Source organism: Mesorhizobium intechi (assembly GCF_002879535.1).
GTDB lineage: Bacteria > Pseudomonadota > Alphaproteobacteria > Rhizobiales > Rhizobiaceae > Mesorhizobium > Mesorhizobium intechi.
Map to the genome: position 1 here is coordinate 1 of NZ_PNOT02000048.1, position 16,764 is coordinate 16,764.

18 protein-coding genes, 1 pseudogene and 1 riboswitch are annotated in these 16,764 nt (G+C 64.1%); of the genes and pseudogenes, 15 read left to right on the forward strand and 4 right to left on the reverse strand.

Features of this window, described 5'->3' with window-relative positions:
- The 3 genes from C1D09_RS04265 to C1D09_RS04275 all read left to right on the forward strand — a co-directional run.
- On the forward strand, window positions 1-621 hold a 621-nt coding region (locus C1D09_RS04265), incomplete at its 5' end, for a DnaJ C-terminal domain-containing protein (RefSeq protein WP_143973145.1).
- A gap of 105 nt (window positions 622-726) precedes the next feature.
- Window positions 727-1,545, forward strand: coding sequence for an enoyl-ACP reductase FabI (fabI, locus tag C1D09_RS04270; RefSeq protein ID WP_143973146.1), 819 nt, complete (start codon window positions 727-729; stop codon window positions 1,543-1,545).
- Between the two features lie 51 nt (window positions 1,546-1,596).
- A complete protein-coding gene (locus C1D09_RS04275) occupies window positions 1,597-2,184 on the forward strand; it encodes a histidine phosphatase family protein (protein ID WP_143973147.1) in 588 nt (195 codons plus the stop codon).
- Window positions 2,185-2,220: 36 nt separating this feature from the next.
- Here C1D09_RS04275 and C1D09_RS04280 read toward each other — a convergent pair whose 3' ends face one another.
- The gene (locus C1D09_RS04280) at window positions 2,221-2,481 is read right to left on the reverse strand and encodes a DUF1344 domain-containing protein (protein ID WP_115139958.1); all 261 of its coding nucleotides are present in this window, start codon (window positions 2,479-2,481) and stop codon (window positions 2,221-2,223) included.
- Between the two features lie 184 nt (window positions 2,482-2,665).
- On the opposite strand from C1D09_RS04280, the gene aroC reads away from it, so the two are divergent.
- On the forward strand, window positions 2,666-3,775 hold the full coding sequence (gene aroC, locus C1D09_RS04285) for a chorismate synthase (RefSeq protein ID WP_143973148.1): 1,110 nt from the start codon (window positions 2,666-2,668) through the stop codon (window positions 3,773-3,775).
- A 100-nt stretch (window positions 3,776-3,875) separates the two neighbouring features.
- Entirely contained in the window at window positions 3,876-4,976 is a 1,101-nt protein-coding gene (gene ribB / locus C1D09_RS04290) for a 3,4-dihydroxy-2-butanone-4-phosphate synthase (protein ID WP_143973149.1), read from the forward strand.
- A 57-nt stretch (window positions 4,977-5,033) separates the two neighbouring features.
- Here the strand turns inward: ribB and C1D09_RS04295 are convergent, their stop codons facing one another.
- Entirely contained in the window at window positions 5,034-6,257 is a 1,224-nt protein-coding gene (locus C1D09_RS04295; RefSeq protein ID WP_143973150.1) for an MFS transporter, read from the reverse strand.
- A 120-nt stretch (window positions 6,258-6,377) separates the two neighbouring features.
- On the opposite strand from C1D09_RS04295, the gene C1D09_RS04300 reads away from it, so the two are divergent.
- Both C1D09_RS04300 and C1D09_RS04305 read left to right on the forward strand, forming a co-directional pair.
- Window positions 6,378-6,986, forward strand: a complete 609-nt coding sequence (locus C1D09_RS04300) for a TetR/AcrR family transcriptional regulator (RefSeq protein ID WP_143973151.1) — start codon at window positions 6,378-6,380, stop codon at window positions 6,984-6,986.
- Between the two features lie 91 nt (window positions 6,987-7,077).
- Window positions 7,078-8,061: a hypothetical protein gene (locus C1D09_RS04305; RefSeq protein ID WP_246135651.1), complete on the forward strand. Its 984-nt coding sequence runs from the start codon at window positions 7,078-7,080 to the stop codon at window positions 8,059-8,061.
- A 173-nt stretch (window positions 8,062-8,234) separates the two neighbouring features.
- On the opposite strand, the pseudogene bluB reads toward C1D09_RS04305, so the two are convergent.
- A pseudogene (gene bluB / locus C1D09_RS33660) lies at window positions 8,235-8,813 on the reverse strand (5,6-dimethylbenzimidazole synthase); the annotation flags it as partial.
- Between the two features lie 101 nt (window positions 8,814-8,914).
- Window positions 8,915-9,094: riboswitch (cobalamin riboswitch) on the reverse strand.
- A 121-nt stretch (window positions 9,095-9,215) separates the two neighbouring features.
- Between bluB and C1D09_RS04315 the strand changes: the two are divergent.
- The 6 genes from C1D09_RS04315 to C1D09_RS04340 all read left to right on the forward strand — a co-directional run bounded on the left by C1D09_RS04315 (window position 9,216) and on the right by C1D09_RS04340 (window position 14,199).
- Window positions 9,216-10,142, forward strand: a complete 927-nt coding sequence (locus tag C1D09_RS04315; protein ID WP_143973153.1) for a histone deacetylase family protein — start codon at window positions 9,216-9,218, stop codon at window positions 10,140-10,142.
- A gap of 3 nt (window positions 10,143-10,145) precedes the next feature.
- Window positions 10,146-10,397, forward strand: a complete 252-nt coding sequence (locus C1D09_RS04320) for an exodeoxyribonuclease VII small subunit (RefSeq protein ID WP_027046614.1) — start codon at window positions 10,146-10,148, stop codon at window positions 10,395-10,397.
- Between the two features lie 97 nt (window positions 10,398-10,494).
- Window positions 10,495-10,761 (forward strand): DUF2277 domain-containing protein, encoded by a 267-nt coding sequence (locus C1D09_RS04325; protein WP_010914875.1) that lies wholly within the window; start codon window positions 10,495-10,497, stop codon window positions 10,759-10,761.
- A 40-nt stretch (window positions 10,762-10,801) separates the two neighbouring features.
- A complete protein-coding gene (locus C1D09_RS04330; protein WP_143973154.1) occupies window positions 10,802-11,722 on the forward strand; it encodes a pirin family protein in 921 nt (306 codons plus the stop codon).
- A 101-nt stretch (window positions 11,723-11,823) separates the two neighbouring features.
- Window positions 11,824-13,737, forward strand: coding sequence for a 1-deoxy-D-xylulose-5-phosphate synthase (gene dxs, locus C1D09_RS04335; protein WP_143973155.1), 1,914 nt, complete (start codon window positions 11,824-11,826; stop codon window positions 13,735-13,737).
- A 174-nt stretch (window positions 13,738-13,911) separates the two neighbouring features.
- Window positions 13,912-14,199, forward strand: a complete 288-nt coding sequence (locus tag C1D09_RS04340; protein WP_143973156.1) for a hypothetical protein — start codon at window positions 13,912-13,914, stop codon at window positions 14,197-14,199.
- Here C1D09_RS04340 and C1D09_RS04345 read toward each other — a convergent pair.
- Window positions 14,196-14,597: a GFA family protein gene (locus tag C1D09_RS04345; protein ID WP_143973157.1), complete on the reverse strand. Its 402-nt coding sequence runs from the start codon at window positions 14,595-14,597 to the stop codon at window positions 14,196-14,198. The genes C1D09_RS04340 and C1D09_RS04345 overlap by 4 nt on opposite strands.
- A 165-nt stretch (window positions 14,598-14,762) precedes the next feature.
- Between C1D09_RS04345 and C1D09_RS04350 the strand changes: the two genes are divergently transcribed.
- Window positions 14,763-15,527 (forward strand): TlyA family RNA methyltransferase, encoded by a 765-nt coding sequence (locus C1D09_RS04350; protein WP_143973158.1) that lies wholly within the window; start codon window positions 14,763-14,765, stop codon window positions 15,525-15,527.
- Window positions 15,524-16,762: a class I SAM-dependent RNA methyltransferase gene (locus tag C1D09_RS04355; RefSeq protein WP_143973159.1), complete on the forward strand. Its 1,239-nt coding sequence runs from the start codon at window positions 15,524-15,526 to the stop codon at window positions 16,760-16,762. The genes C1D09_RS04350 and C1D09_RS04355 overlap by 4 nt, the downstream gene beginning before the upstream one ends.
- Window positions 16,763-16,764 lie beyond the last annotated feature (2 nt).

A 16,764-nucleotide genomic window follows, 5' to 3' on the forward strand; every position in this document is an offset into this window, starting at 1 on the left:
TTCGAATTCCGTTCGGGGCGCCCGGGCGGGGATCCGTTCGACGGCAACAGCGATATTTTCAGCCAGATTTTCGGCGACGCCTTTTCCGGCGCGCGCGGCGCCGGCATGGGCGACCGCCGCCAGCCAGCGACGGCGGCCGATCTGAACGTCACGCTCGACGTCACCATCGAGGAAGCCGCGACCGCAGAAAAGGTGACGGCGATGTTCCCCGATGGCCGCAAGATCGCGGTCAAACTGCCGGCCTTTGTCGAGGATGGCCAGACCATTCGGCTGAAGGGGCAGGGCGAGCAGGGGCCGGGCCAGCCCGGCGACGCGCTGGTCAAGATCCATATTCGCCGGCATCCGCGCTACCGCATCGAGGGCCGCGACCTGCATGCCGATCTGCCGGTGTCGCTGGCGGATGCGGTGCTGGGCGCCAAGGTGCCGGTCGAGACACCGACCGGCAGGCTGGCGGTCAACGTTCCCGCCTGGTCGAGCTCGGACAAGGTCCTGCGGCTCAAGGGCAGGGGCTTGCCGGAAAAGGCCGGCGGCCATGGCGACCTCTACGCCCATGTCCGCATCATGCTACCAGAAAAGGGCGACAGCGCGCTCGAAGCGTTGCTGCGTGGTCAAAAAGGCTGATCCAGAGCTATTGTCCCCCGAACTGTCCGGTTTGAGCGCTTGAAGGGGCTGTGTGCCTGTGCGATAGGCACTGCTCAAAGCACAAACCTTGCGGAGAGCGCTGACATGGCGGGTGGACAGGGCCTGATGGCCGGCAAGCGCGGCCTTATTCTTGGCGTCGCGAACAACAGGTCGATTGCCTATGGCATCGCCAAGGCATGCGTCGACCATGGCGCCGAGATCGCGCTGACCTACCAGGGCGAGGCCTTCAAGAAGCGCGTCGAACCGTTGGCTGCGGAACTGGGCGCCTTTGTCGCCGGCCATTGCGACGTCACCGATCCGGCGAGCCTCGACGAGGTTTTCGCCAATGTCGCCAGGCATTGGGGCAAGCTCGATTTCCTCGTCCACGCCATCGCCTTCTCCGACAAGGACGAGCTGACGGGCCGCTATGTCGAGACGACGCGCGACAATTTCCTGCGCACCATGGACATTTCGGTGTTTTCCTTCACCACCATCGCCAAGCGGGCCGAGACGCTGATGACCGAGGGCGGTTCACTGCTGACGCTGACCTACTACGGCGCCGAGAAGGTGATGCCGCACTACAACGTCATGGGCGTCGCCAAGGCCGCGCTCGAAGCCAGCGTGCGTTACCTCGCCGTCGATCTCGGCGGCAAGAAGATCCGCGTCAATGCCATATCGGCCGGCCCGATCAAGACGCTGGCCGCCTCGGGCATCGGCGATTTCCGCTACATACTGAAGTGGAACGAATACAATTCGCCGCTGAAGCAGACGGTCACGCAGGAGGAGGTCGGCGATTCCGGCGTCTATTTCCTGTCCGACCTGTCGCGTGGCGTCACCGGTGAGGTGCACCATGTCGATTCCGGCTATCACGTGGTCGGCATGAAGGCGGTCGATGCACCTGATATTTCGACGGTCAAGGAATAACACCTCCGCTCATCCTCCGCCCAGGCCCTGGCCCGACCTCCGGAAGACCTGATGTACCCGCTGGTTTATATCGTGCGCCACGGCCAGACCGCGTGGAACGCCGAGTTCCGGCTTCAAGGCCAGGCCGACACCGATCTCAATGCCCTTGGCCGCGAGCAAGCGACCGGAAACGGGCGCCGGCTGGCCCAACTTGTCGGCGATCCCGGGGAATTCGACTTCGTCGCCAGCCCGATGCGGCGGACGCGCGAAACGATGGAACGCATCCGCGCCGCGATGAAGCTCGATCCGCTCGCCTATCGAACCGATATCAGGCTGGTCGAGGTCAATTTCGGCGACTGGCAGAGCTTTACCTTCGCCGAGCTCGAGACGCAGTCTCCCGGTGCAAGTCGGTTCCGCGCCATGGACAAATGGAACTTCCAGCCGCCCGGTGAGGGGGCGGAAAGCTACCAGATGCTGCTCGAGCGGGTGAAACCCGTCTTCGACGAGATCGACTGCAAGACGGTCTGCGTGACGCATGGCGGCGTCATGCGCACACTGTTCCGTTTCGTGCTTGATATGGCCGAGGACGAGGCCGCGAACCTGGAAATACCACAGGACCGCGTGCTCAAACTAGAAGGCAAGAGCCTGGAGTGGCTGTAGAAGGCAGGAGCCTGGAGAGGCTTTAGGCCGCTTTACCTAGTTCGTGTCGCTGTCCGGCAACTGCATATCGGTCACGACATTCTCGCCATTGGTCACATCGTAAGCGATGACGATGTCCATGCCCGGCTTCAGCGAGTCGAGATCGGTTTCGGCGTTCAGCTTGTAGGATTTGCCGTCGTCCAGCGTCAGGGTCAGCGCGTCCTTGTCGATCTTCTTGATCAGGCCTTCGGTCTGTCCCGCGAATGCGGCGGTGGAAAGCAGCAGGGTGGCGGCAACAGCGCCAATCAGGGTACGCATGATCGTCCTCTTTGGTCATTGCGCCGGCACTGTGGCGGCGGGTCCTCAACGGCGGATGGAAGAAAGCAGAAACCAGCCGAATGTGTCAAAACTTAAACGGCAGGGAAGACAGTTTGACCACCGCAAAAAACGCCAATAGAAGGCAGGCTTCAACCGGCTCCGCTGCCGGGCAGGGCACTTTTCCATGTCTCACAACACGTTCGGCCACCTTTTCCGCGTCACCACCTGGGGCGAAAGCCATGGAGCGGCACTTGGCTGCGTGGTCGACGGCTGCCCGCCCGGCATCCGCTTCACGCGTGATGAAATCCAGGCCGAACTCGACAAGCGCCGGCCGGGCCAGTCGCGCTTCGTCACCCAGCGCCGCGAACCCGACGAGGTGAAGGTGCTGTCTGGTTTCGTCCTCGACGAGGACGGCCGGACGATGATCACCACCGGCACGCCGATCTCCATGCTGATCGAGAATGTCGACCAGCGTTCCAAGGACTATGGCGAGATCGCCCGCCAATATCGACCGGGCCATGCCGACTACACCTATGACGTCAAATACGGCATACGCGACCATCGCGGCGGCGGCCGCTCCTCGGCCCGCGAGACCGCCGCCCGGGTCGCCGCTGGCGCGCTCGCCCGCAAGGTGGTGCCCGGCATGGTGGTGCGCGGCGCGCTGGTTTCGATGGGCGAAAAATCGATCGATCGCGCCAACTGGAACTGGAATTTCATCGGCGACGCGGAGAATCCATTCTTCACACCCGATCCCGCTTCGGTTCCCGTCTTCACGCAATACCTCGACGGTATCCGCAAGGCCGGATCCTCGGTCGGCGCCGTGATCGAGATCGTCGCCGACGGCGTGCCGCCAGGGCTTGGCGCGCCGATCTATGCCAAGCTCGACCAAGACATTGCGTCGGGCCTGATGTCGATCAACGCGGTCAAGGGCGTTGAGATTGGCAACGGCTTCGAGGCCGCCCACATCACCGGCGAGCAGAATGCGGACGAGATGCGCATCGGCAATGACGGCAACCCGGTGTTCCTGTCCAACAATGCGGGCGGCATCCTTGGCGGTATCTCGACCGGTCAGGCGATCGTGGCCCGTTTCGCCGTCAAGCCGACCTCATCGATCCTGACTCCGCGAAAGTCGATCGACAAGGACGGTCACGACGTCGAGGTGATGACCAAGGGCCGGCACGACCCCTGCGTCGGCATCCGCGCCGTGCCGATCGGCGAGGCAATGGTTGCCTGCGCCATTGCCGATCACTACCTGCGGCACAGGGGACAGACAGGGAAGGCAGTGGGGCAGTAGGCAGTATGCTACGCCCCGCGCTCAGACAGCCAAATTTTTGCTTTCCCCTACTGCCTTACTGCCCTATTCCCCTACTGCCCTGCGAGCGAAGCGAGCGTTCATGCCTTACGATCAGAAGAAGATTGTCGAAGCCATCCGCGCATTCGAACGCGGCGAGATCGTCGTCGTCATGGATGATGACGGGCGCGAGAACGAGGGCGACCTGATCGTCGCTGCCGTTCACTGCACGCCGGAGAAAATGGCTTTCATCGTACGCAACACGTCGGGCATCGTCTGCACGCCGATGCCGCGCGAGGAAGCCAAGCGGCTCAACCTGCAGCCGATGGTCGCCGACAATGATTCGGCCCATACCACCGCCTTCACCGTCAGCGTCGATTTCAAGCATGGCACGACGACGGGCATTTCGGCTGACGACCGGACCCTCACCGTGCGCAACCTCGCCAACGGCAATGTCGGCGCCTCCGATTTCGTCCGCCCCGGCCACATCTTCCCGCTGATCGCTCGCGAAGGCGGCGTCCTGATGCGTTCGGGCCATACAGAAGCGGCGGTCGATCTCTGCAAGCTCGCCGGCCTGCCGCCGATCGGCGTCATTTCCGAACTGGTCAACGATGACGGCACCGTCAAGCGTGGGCCGCAGGTGCAAGCTTTCGCAGAAGAGCATGGCCTGAAGCAGGTTTCGGTCGCCGACCTCATTGCCTACCGCCAGCGCAAGGAAACGCTGGTCGAGCGCGTCGCTTGCTCCGATATCGACACGCTCGGCGGCAAGGCGCAGGTCTTCACCTACACCCTGCCCTGGGACACGATGCATCACGTCGCTGTCGTCTTTGGCGACATACGCGATGGCGAGGACGTACCGGTGCGGCTGCATTCCGAGGATGTGGTGACCGATGTCTTCGGCACCAGCCATCGCCTGGACGGCATCATGAAGGCGATGGGCGAGCGCAAGCGCGGCGTCATCGTCTATCTCAGGGAGGGCTCCGTCGGCGTCGCGCACCAGGAGCGCAAGCGCCCGGTGAGCGGCGAACGCGAGGATCACGAAGAGGCCCGCCGCCGCGAGAACGAATGGCGCGAAATCGGCCTCGGCGCGCAGATCCTGAAAGATCTCGGCATTTCCTCGATCAACCTGATTGCCTCGCGCGAGCGTCATTATGTGGGCCTCGAAGGGTTTGGCATCCACATTGCCAAGACCGAGATCCTCTAGAACATATCGACATTCAGGGCGGGCCGGCCTGCCCTGAATGTCGACATATCCTGGCTGTCACTCGGCCGGAACGGCGGCTGCTTCGCATCCGTCCAACTCGCATTCATGGGTGGCAAGGATGCGCTGGCCGAGCAGCACGGTGGCGAGCGCGATCATGCCTGATGCTACCGAGACCCAGAACCCGTTCTGGGCGCCGAACGCATCCACCGTGGCGCCGGCGGCGAATGAGCCCAGCGCCATGCCGATGCCGATCCCGGTGGTCACCCAGGTGATGCCTTCGGTCAGCATCGCTTCGGGGACATGCCGCTCGATCAGGCCGAAGGCCGTGATGAAGGTCGGCGAGATCGCCACGCCGCTGATGAAGACGGTCAGCGCCAGAAGCGGCACGCTGCTGGCGGTGAGCGGCAGCAAGGTGCCGAGCGCGACCAGGGCGACCGCGATGGCGAGCTGACGTTGCAGCGGTGCCTTCAGGTTGAGCGCGCCGACAATGATGCCGAGCACGAACGACCCCAGCGCGTAGACGCCGATGACGAGGCTGGCGGCGCCGGGCTGGCCGAGTTCCTTGGTGATGGCCACGGTGCTCACTTCCGTCGTCGCGAAGGTCGCGCCGATGAAGATCAGGGCAAAGGTGATGATCTGCACTGGCCGCAGGCGGATCGCCGAGCCGCGCGAGCCGTGATCCACCGGGCGCACTTGCGGCTCGGTCGATCTCTGCACGATGAACGCGGTCGATCCCAGGGCGAGGAACAGTGTGCTTGCCAGCATGCCCGCTTCGGGAAACATGGCGGCGCTGAGGCCGACCGACAGCGATGCGCCGGCGATATAGACCAGTTCGTCCGCCGCCGATTCGAAGGCGAAGGCGGTATTCATCTCGGGCCGGCCCCGGAAAAGCTCGGTCCAGCGTGCGCGCACCATGGCCGGCATGCTGGGCATGACCGCCGCCAGCAGCGCCGACACGAACAGCGTCCAGACCGGCCAGTCCTGATTAGCGGCCGCAATCAGAGTGATGAAGGCGAGCACGGAGACGATTGTCGTGGGCACGACGATCCGCGTCTGGCCAAGGCGGTCGACCAGTCTCGATATTTGTGGCGCCAGGAATGCGTTGGCCAGCGCGAATGTCGCCGAGACAGCACCCGCCAGCCAGTATTCGCCGCGCGTCTGCGACAGCATTGCCACGATGCCGATCGGCGCCATGGCGATTGGCAGGCGCGCCATGAAGCCGGCGGCCGCAAATCCCTTGGCTCCATGGGCGCGGAAAATTTCCGTATAGGGGTTTTGCATGATGGTTCCTCGACAAAAGGCGGTCCGACAATTGCATACGAAGCGTATGAGAATTAGATAGGACATACGCGACGTATGTCAATTGGCATACGAAGCGTATGTGAGTAGGACCAGCCGGACATGCACCGACCCCGCAAGGAAATGATCGCCGAGACGCGCGCCAAGCTGATTGCCGCGGCCCGCCGGGCCTTTGGCACGATCGGATATGCCGAAGCGTCGATGGATGATTTCACGGCATCGGCCGGGCTGACGCGCGGCGCCCTCTATCACCATTTCGGCGACAAGAAGGGACTGCTGGAGGCGGTTATCGCCGAAATCGACGGCGAGATGGCTGTTCGGGTCAATGAGGTCGCGTCGAGAGCGCCGACCCGCTGGCAGCATTTCGTCGACGAGTGCACGACCTATATCGAGATGGCGCTGGAGCCGGAAATCCAGCGCATCATGTTCCGCGACGGTCCGGCCGTACTGGGCGATCCCGCGCAATGGTCGAATGCCAATGCCTGCGTCGGTTCGATGACCGATCATCTGACCGCGCTGCAGGGGGAAGGGGTGGTCGTCCCGAGCGTCGACCCCGAGACCGCCGCGCGGCTGATCAACGGGGCCAGCAGCCAGGCGGCACAGCGGATCGCCAATTCGGACGACCCCGAGGCGACGTCGAAGATCGTGGTTGCGGCGTTCAAGCAACTGCTCGAGGGACTGCTCAGAAAACCAGCTTCGCAACAGAGCTAAATCCCATTGCGCACCGCTGTCCACCGCTCATGATTGACAATCCTCGGGGTGAGCGCATCCTTCCCAGCCATCTCTGAGGGGAGATTCGGGCATGTGGGATTTCGATATCGGCCGGTCGGTGTCCATCATGATGCGGACCTGGCCTTTCATTGTCTTTCGCATGATCGTCTATTTCGGCATCACGCTTGCCTATATCGTGGCGACCGGCACCGGTGCTTCGGTCGGCTACGGCGTCGGCCATATCTCCACCGATCCTGACGGGCCGATGTCCTTTGCCCTGTGGGGCGGCGTGGTCGGCTTCGGCGTGGTTTCGATCGCCGTCTATTGGATCCGCGAGTATATCCTCTACGTCGTCAAGGCCGGCCATATCGCCGTGATGGTCCATCTGATCGACGGCCGGGACGTCCCCGACGGCCAGAACCAGATCGCCTATGCCAGGCAGGTCGTGACCGAGCGTTTCGCCGAGGCCAACATCCTTTTCGTCGTCGACCAGCTGGTCAAGGGCGCCATCCGCGCCATCACCGGCCTGCTCGGCGGCATCGCCGCTTTCCTGCCCATTCCGGGGCTGAGCGGTCTGGTCTCCTTCATCAACACGGTGATCCGCCTGTCGCTCACCTATGTCGACGAGATCATCCTCGGCTACAACATCCGCATCAACTCGTCGTCGCCCTTCGAGACGGCGCGGCAAGGCGTCGTGCTCTACGCCCAGAATGGCAAGACCATGGTCAAGAACGCCGTCTGGCTGGCGGTCATCATGTGGGGCGTGTCGTTCGTCATCTTCCTGCTGATGCTGGCGCCAGCCGCCGCGATCCTCTTTATGATGCCCGGGCAACTCGCCGGCTGGGCCTTCGTGCTCGCCATCGTCTTCGCCTGGGCCTTCAAGGCGGCCTTCATCGAGCCCTTCGCCATCGCTTGCCTGATGCAGGTCTACTTCAAGACCATCGCCGGCCAGGTGCCCGATCCGGCCTGGGACATCAGGCTGGCCGAGGCGTCGTCGAAGTTCAGGGAGTTGAAGGACAAGGCGCTGGCCTCCTTTGGTGGCTCGCGCTGGGGCACGGCCGGCGCAACGAACTGACCGGCTGGGCAGGTCGTCGCGGGCGCGACATCGGAGGCCTTGAGGCGGGCCACGGTCGATTTCAGTGGCACCTCACCTTGCCCGCGAAACGTCTCGCTCATGATCAGGTCGGGCAGCGGCAGCCGCCGACCCCAGCCATGCGTCTCCAGGTCTGGTTTGGATGCGAACTCGGAAACGCGGCCGACGCAGAGATAGGCGACGGGCGTCACATGCTCGGGAATGGACAGCAGGCTCTTCAACGCTTGCGGCTCAATGATACTGACCCAGCCGACGCCAACGCCTTCGGCACGCGCGGCCAGCCAGAAATTCTGCACCGCGCAGACCGTGCTGTAGAGATCCATCTCCGGATTGTGCCAGCGGCCCAGCGGCGAACCCTGCGAGCGCTGGCGGTCGCAGGTGATGCAGATGTTGACGGCGCTTTCGCAGATACCTTCGAGCTTCAGCTTGCGGTAGAGCGCCTGTCGTTCCTCCTCGATTTCAGGCAGTTCCTGTTCGCGCGCGGCCAGGAACAGGTCACGCACATCCCCCCGTCGCGCGGCGTCGCGGATGACGATGAAATTCCACGGCTGCATGAAGCCGACCGACGGCGCATGATGAGCGGCAAGCAGAAGCCGGGCCAGCACCTCGTCGTCGAGCGCGTCGGGCAGGAAGTGGCTGCGCACGTCGCGCCGGGTGAACATGGCGCGGTAAACCGCGTCGCGCGCCATCTGGTCAAATCCATCGCCCATCGGAGCGGTCATGTGTTCCGGCATCGCTCGTCCCCTTGCGATTGCAATTGTTTCACACCATCAGAGCACACCTCGTGCGTCGCAGTGGACGCACGTTGCTCTGATGCCAGCCGCCTGACCATGCGGATGACGATGCCTGCCAGGCCGGTCTTCTGGCTCGGGATCAACCCGCGTCCGGTGCCTTCCCGTCATCGACAGTGGCACTTACCGGCGCGGTCCCCCTCACAGCGTTGGGCACGCCACGGAATTCAACCGTGTTCCCGATTCTCCCGCTTGCGGCGGGCACCAGGCAGTGGCGATGACCTTACGCCGAAGCCTCGGCTGCGCCAATCCCCGCAGCGACGCCAATGGACGCAGGCTCGATTTTCCCCAGCCATCGAGCCGCAATGCATGGCCATCGCGGCCCCGGGGCACTAGATAGGAAGCATGACAACTCGTCTCTACACGCATCCGATCTTCCTCGAACACATCACGCCGCCCGGTCACCCCGAGCGGCCGGACCGCTTGCGCGCCATAGAGCGCGTGCTCGATGACGAGGCCTTTGCCGCGCTCGATCGCGTCAGGGCGCCGGAGGGCGACGAGGCCACCATCCTCTACGCGCACCCCGCCGATTTCGTCGCCCGTGTGCGTGCCGCCATTCCCGAAGTGGGTATTGCCCGCATCGATGCCGACACCACCGCCAGCCCGAAGAGCTGGCAGGCGGTGATCGCCGCGATCGGTGCCGCCAACGCCGCCGTTGACGACGTCTTTGCAGGCCGCGCCGACAATGTCTTCGTCGCCGCCCGGCCGCCCGGCCACCATGCCGAAAAGACCACCGCGATGGGCTTCTGCTTCTTCAACACGGCGGCCATCGCGGCGCGCTATGCGCAGAAGAAGCATGGCGCCGAGCGTGTCGCCGTCGTTGATTGGGATGTGCATCACGGCAACGGCACGCAGGATATTTTCTGGGACGATCCCTCGGTTCTCTATTGCTCGACGCACCAGATGCCGCTTTATCCCGGTACTGGCGCGAAGACCGAGACCGGCGCCGGCAACATCGTCAACGCGCCCTTGGCGCCGCAGTCCGGCAGCGAGGTGTTTCGCGATGCCTTCCTGTCGCGGGTGCTGCCGTCGCTCGACGATTTCGCGCCTGATCTGATCATCATTTCGGCCGGTTTCGACGCGCATCACCGCGATCCGCTGGCCGAGATCAACCTGACCGAGGATGATTTCGACTGGGCGACCGGCCAGTTGATGCAGAGCGCCGCGCGCCACAGCGGCAACCGGCTCGTCAGCCTGCTCGAGGGCGGCTACGACCTGCAGGGGCTGGCATTTTCGGTCGCCGCCCATGTCGGGCGACTGATGAAAGGATGAATGATGGCTGGTGAAACCAACGAAGACGTCAAGGCGATGAGCTTCGAGCAGGCACTCGACGCGCTGGAGAAGATCGTCGATGATCTGGAGCGTGGCGACGTGCCGCTCGACCAGTCGATCAAGATCTACGAGCGCGGCGAGGCGCTGAAGGCGCATTGCGACCGGCTGCTGAAGGCCGCCGAGGACAAGGTCGAGAAGATCAGGCTGTCGCGCGACGGCAAGCCGGTCGGAACCGAGCCGCTCGACGCGGACTGAGGCACGGAGCAGCCTACCGGTTTTGGACACGATCATGGTTGAGGATCAAACTCGTCCCGATTGAAACGGCTCCAGGACAAGAGGAGATACGGAAGCGATGTGCAGAAACATCAAGACCCTGTTCAATTTTGACCCGCCGGCGACCAATGACGAAGTGCGCGACGCTGCCCTCCAGTTCGTTCGCAAGCTGAGCGGGACGACGCGGCCGTCGAAACAGAACCAGCATGCGTTCGATCACGCGGTCGAAGCCATCGCGGCATCGGCGCGCGAACTTCTCGATTCGCTCGAAACCAACCAGCATCCGCGCAACCGCGAGGAGGTGGCCGCCAAACTGCGGGCAAAGGCGGCGATCCGCTTTGCCTGATGCCGTCGAAGTGGCCTTCGGCCGCTGACAAGGAGAGTTCATGAGCTTCTTTCCCGGGAAAGACCCTGAGGCCGGCGACGCCCTTGCCAGCGACCAGATCGAGCTGATGGTCATCCCGAACGCCAAGGACATTGGCGGCTTCGAGGTGCGTCGCGCGCTGCCGACCGCAAGGCGGCGGCTGGTCGGGCCGTTCATTTTCTTCGATCGCATGGGTCCGGCGATCCTGCGGGCGGGCCAGGCTCTCGATGTCCGTCCTCACCCGCATATCGGCCTGTCGACGGTGACGTATCTGTTCGACGGCAAGATCCGTCACCGCGATTCCCTGGGCACCGAAATGGTGATCCAGCCCGGCGACGTGAATTTGATGACCGCCGGCCGCGGCATCGTGCATTCCGAGCGCACGCCGGAGGAATTGCGCGGCGCGCCAATGTCGATCTCAGGCCTGCAGACATGGCTCGCCTTGCCCGATAGCAAGGAGGAAGTGGCGCCGGTGTTCGAGAATACCGCTGCCTTGCAGCTGCCCGAGATCGATGCCGAAGGCGTCCGCGGCCGCATCGTCATCGGCGATTTCCAGGGGTTGCGCTCCCCGGTGAGGGCCGATTCCGACACACTTTACGCGGACCTTAGGCTGGCGCCGGGCGCCAGCGTGAAGATCCCCGCCGATGCGGAAGAGCGCGCCATCTACACGCTGGAAGGCGAGGTCGCGATTTCAGGCGACGTCTTTCCGGCAGAGCGGCTCCTGGTATTCCGGCCCGGTGACGAGATCATCATATCGTCGCAAACCGGTGCGCATTTCATGCTGTTCGGCGGCGCCTCGCTTGGCTCGCAGCGCTACATCTGGTGGAATTTCGTCTCGTCGTCGAAGGAGCGCATCGAACAGGCCAAGCAGGAATGGAAGACAGGACGCTTCGATATCGTTCCTGGAGATGAGAAAGAGTTCATCCCGCTGCCGGAAAGCTGAGGAAGTCGGCGAGGGGACCTGATAGACCCTCTTCACCGACACGCATTTACTTTCGCCGGCCGGCGGCCTATCCCGCCGTTGAACAGAAGGCCTGAGCACCCGTGAACGCAACGCCGCATACGCCGCTACTCGACAAGGTCCGCATCCCGGCGGATCTGCGCGCGCTTGACGAGAGCGACCTGCCGCAACTGGCGTCCGAGCTTCGCCTCGAACTGGTCGACGCCGTATCGCGCACCGGCGGCCATCTCGGCGCCGGCCTGGGCGTGGTCGAACTGACGGTGGCGCTGCATTATGTCTTCAACACCCCGGCCGACCGGTTGATCTGGGATGTCGGCCACCAGGCCTATCCGCACAAGATCCTGACCGGCCGCCGCGACCGCATCCGTACGCTGCGCCAGGAAGGTGGCCTGTCCGGCTTCACCCGACGCGCCGAGAGCGAATACGATCCCTTCGGCGCCGCACACTCCTCGACCTCTATATCGGCTGGCCTCGGCATGGCCGCCGCCCGCGACCTCTCCGGCGGCCGGAACAACGTCATCGCCGTCATCGGCGACGGCGCCATGTCGGCCGGCATGGCCTACGAGGCGATGAACAATGCCGGCGCGCTCGATGCCCGGCTCATCGTCATCCTCAACGACAATGATATGTCTATCGCGCCGCCCACCGGCGCCATGAGCGCCTATCTGGCGCGCCTCGCCTCCGGCAAGGCCTATACCGGCCTGCGCGACTTCGGCAAGAAGCTGACATCCTATCTCGGCAAGCGCGCCGATCGTGCGATCACGAGGGCTGTCGAGCATGCGCGCGGCTATGTCACCGGCGGCACGCTGTTCGAGGAACTCGGTTTCTACCATATCGGTCCGATCGACGGCCACAATCTCGAACATCTGATCCCGGTGCTCAAAAACGTCCGCGACAATGGCGAAGGCCCGGTGCTGATCCATGTCGTCACCCAGAAGGGCAAGGGCTATGCGCCGGCGGAGGCGGCCGCCGACAAGTACCACGGCGTCAACAAGTTCGACGTCATCACCGGCGCGCAGGCCAAGGCGCCGGCCAACGCACCGGCCTACACCAAGGTGTTCGCCGAAAGTCTGATCCAAGAAGCCCGCGAGGACGATCGCATCGTTGCCGTCACCGCCGCCATGCCGAGTGGGACGGGCCTTGATCTGTTCGGTGAAGTGTTCCCGTCACGGACCTTCGATGTCGGCATTGCCGAACAGCATGCGGTGACCTTTGCTGCCGGTCTCGCGACCGAAGGCTACAAGCCGTTCGCGGCGATCTATTCGACCTTTCTGCAGCGCGCCTACGACCAGGTCGTCCATGACGTCGCTATCCAGAAACTGCCGGTGCGTTTCCCGATCGATCGCGCCGGCTTCGTCGGCGCCGATGGCGCCACCCATTGCGGCGCGTTCGACACCACCTTCCTGGCAAGCCTGCCGGGCTTTGTCGTGATGGCGGCCGCCGATGAGGCGGAACTGCGCCACATGGTACGCACCGCCGCGAGTTACGATGATGGCCCGATCGCCTTCCGCTATCCGCGCGGCAACGGCGTTGGCGTCGACATGCCGGAGCGCGGCTCGGTTCTCGAACTCGGCAAGGGCCGCATCGTCAGGGAAGGCACAAAGGTGGCGCTGCTGTCCTTCGGTACGCGCTTGCAAGATTGCCTGATCGCTGCGGAGGAACTCGGTGCGGCCGGGCTTTCCACCACGGTTGCCGATGCCCGCTTCGCCAAGCCGCTCGACGAGGATCTGATCCGCCGGCTCGCCCGCTCGCACGAAGTTCTGGTCACGGTGGAGGAGGGCGCCATCGGCGGCTTCGCCAGCCATGTGCTGCAGTTCCTTGCCCATGAAGGACTGCTGGAAAGCGGCCTGAAGGTGCGCCCGTTGGTGCTGCCCGACATATTCACCGACCACGCCAAGCCGGAGAAGATGTATGCCGATGCCGGTCTCGATGCGGCCGGCATCGTGCGAACCGTTTTCACCGCGCTTGGGCATACGGCCCGCGCCCAGCGCGCGTGAATTAACATCTGGCACAGCGCGGCTGATTCAAAACCTCAAGCGCTTGAATCGATTTGCCGGCTTGATTTCGTAACGCATTGTTAACACTGCCGGTTGGCATTCTGCTTACCGTGTCCCTTGGCCGTTTCTCAACGGCGCCCTGCTAGATCGGCGTCAGGCAGGGAGACAAAGACAATGAAGACGCTTCTGTGCGGCGTGGCTTTTCTGGCCATGATCGCTGCACCCGCCGCCGCCGGGACGCGCTATGATCGCAATCTCGAAAAGGCGGTGCAGGGCATCGTTGCCAGCAAGATGGGTGATATCCGCGGCGGATTTTCCTATAAGCAGGTACCGCAGCTCGTGATCCTGCCGGATCCTGTTCCGACCCCCACCACCGAGCATCCTGCTGTGCAAGCTTCAGGGGATCGGGGCGACGGTTTGTCTCCGGCCACCGAGCGTCAGGTTTCGCGCACCATCTTCTAGAACCACATATCGCTCACGCGACGGCCGTCTCGGGGCAGGTCGTCATATGTTTCGAGACCGTCGAAATGGTCGATCGGCAGATCGGCGACCGCCTCGGGTGGCGCCAGCCTTACATTGACGGCGATGCGCGTTTGGCCAGACGCCTCTGCGCGCAAACCACGCCAGGCCAGCACGCAGGCGCAGGTCGGGCAGAACAGGATTTCGAGCGACGGACTGTCCTTTCCGGCGCGCGTGTAGCTCCCCACCGGTCCCGAAACGCGAATGCGCCTGTCGACGTAATCATAGGCCCAGAGCGCGCCATAACGCCGGCAAAGGGTGCAGTTGCAGGCTGTGATCGGCCCGGGGTCGCCCTCCAGGGTCCAGTGGGTTGCGCCACAGTGGCAGGTTCCCGTCAGCATTCGTCCTCCTGTTCCGACAATAGCGGGCTGTTCTCGTCGCCTGTCATTTTGCCGGACCTGACACGATGCACGCAAGCGGTAGCGCGGCTCGATGGGGTCGCTGCTTCTTTCCTTGTCCCGCCCCAATGTTCTTGCCTTCGCTGCCGGCTTTCGCCATGAAGGCCGATGAACTCGCCTCCGCCAGCCAGCACCCGCCAGCGGCTCGACGACCTGCTCGTCCAGCGCGGCCTGTTTGCCACCCGTTCGCGTGCCCGCGACGCGGTCGAGCGCGGCACGGTGACGGTTGACGGCACCATTGCCCGCAAGCCCGGTCAGAACGTTTCGCCGCAATGCCTTGTTGCCATCGATGATCCGGCGCAAGGCTATGTCTCGCGCGCGGCGCTGAAGCTCATCGGCGGGCTCGATTACTTCAGCCTCGATCCCGCCGGCCGCGAGGCCCTCGACATCGGCGCCTCGACAGGCGGATTCACCCAGGTGCTGCTGGAGCGTGGTGCCTCCCATGTCACCGCCATCGACGTCGGGCACGGCCAGATCCATCCCGATGTCGGCAAGGACCCGCGCGTGACGGTCATCGAGGGGCTGAATGCCCGTGACCTCACCGCCGCGGATCTTGCCGGCCGCATTCCGGGTTTCATCGTCTCCGATGTCAGCTTCATCTCGCTGAGACTGGCGCTGCCGCCAGCGCTCGCCGTCGCGAAGCCTGGTGCTGCCGCGGTCTTTCTGGTCAAGCCGCAATTCGAGGCGGGTCGCGAGGCAATCGGCAAGGGCGGCCTGTTAAAGGACCCCTTCGATGCTGCCCGTGTCGCCGGCCTGTTGCAGGACTGGCTGGACGCCGTTCCGGGCTGGCGTTCGCTCGGCCTGCATCTGTCGCCGATCGAGGGCGGCGACGGCAATCGCGAATTCCTGCTTGGTGGGATCAAGGATCGATGAGCGCGCGCTTCACCATAGGAAAGCTTGGCGCCCAAGGCGACGGCATTGCCGAAACCGAAGGCGGCGACCTGTTCATCCCCTTCACGCTGCCCGGCGAGACGGTCACCGCCGCGCGCGAACGGGATCGTGCAGCGCTGATGGCGGTCCTGGAGGCGTCGCCGCTGCGCATCGAACCCGCCTGCCGCCATTTCACCGAATGCGGCGGCTGTGCCCTCCAGCATTTCGAGGCCGCAGCCTATCGCCAGTGGAAACGCGACAAGGTGGTGCACGCCCTGAAGGGCATCGATTGCAGCATCGACGAATTGGTCGCCTGCGCGCCGCACACGCGCCGCCGTGTCGTGCTCGCCGCCCGGCGCGCCGAGGGGGGCATGCTGCTCGGCTTCAATCGTCACCTGTCGCCGGAAATCATTTCCATATCGGAATGCCCGATCTCGCTGCCAGCGATCGTCGCAGCACTCGATCGGTTGAGGTCGCTCGCCGATTTGATATGCGCCACCACCAAATCGTTCCGGATGGCGGTCACCATGACGGGGTCGGGCCTCGACATCGCGGTGCATGAGTCCGGCAAGCTTGGCGAACACCAGCGCCGCATCGCCTCCAACTTTGTCCTGGCGCAAGGCTTCGCCAGGCTGTCCATCGATGACGAGATCATCATCGAACCGAGGAAGCCCGTGGTCATGTTCGGCAGCGTCGCTGTCGCCGTGCCGCCCGGCGCCTTCCTGCAGGCGACCGAGGCCGCCGAGCGGGCCATGGCCGAGATCGTCGGCTCACATCTGAAGCGAGCCAAGAAGGTCGCCGATCTTTTCGCCGGCTGCGGCAGCTTTGCCTTGCGGTTGGCCGCGAAGTCGGAAGTCCATGCGGTGGAGGGCGATGCGGCGGCTCTCTCGGCGCTCGATCGGGGGGCACGATTCGCGACCGGCCTGAAGCGGGTGACGGGCGAGCGTCGCGACCTTTTCCGCCGGCCGCTGACGTTCAAGGAGTTGAACGCCTTCGACGGCCTTGTCTTCGATCCGCCGCGCGCGGGTGCCGAGGACCAGTCGAAGCAGATCGCCCGCTCGGATGTCCCCTTCGTTGCCGCGGTGTCCTGCAATCCGGTGACGCTGGCTCGCGACCTGCGCATCCTCATCGACGGCGGCTACACCCTGAAAAGCGTGACGCCGATCGACCAGTTCCTGTGGTCGTCCCATGTCGAGGCGCTCGCCCTGTTGGAAAAGCCCAGGAAAAGGCGCGGCTGAGG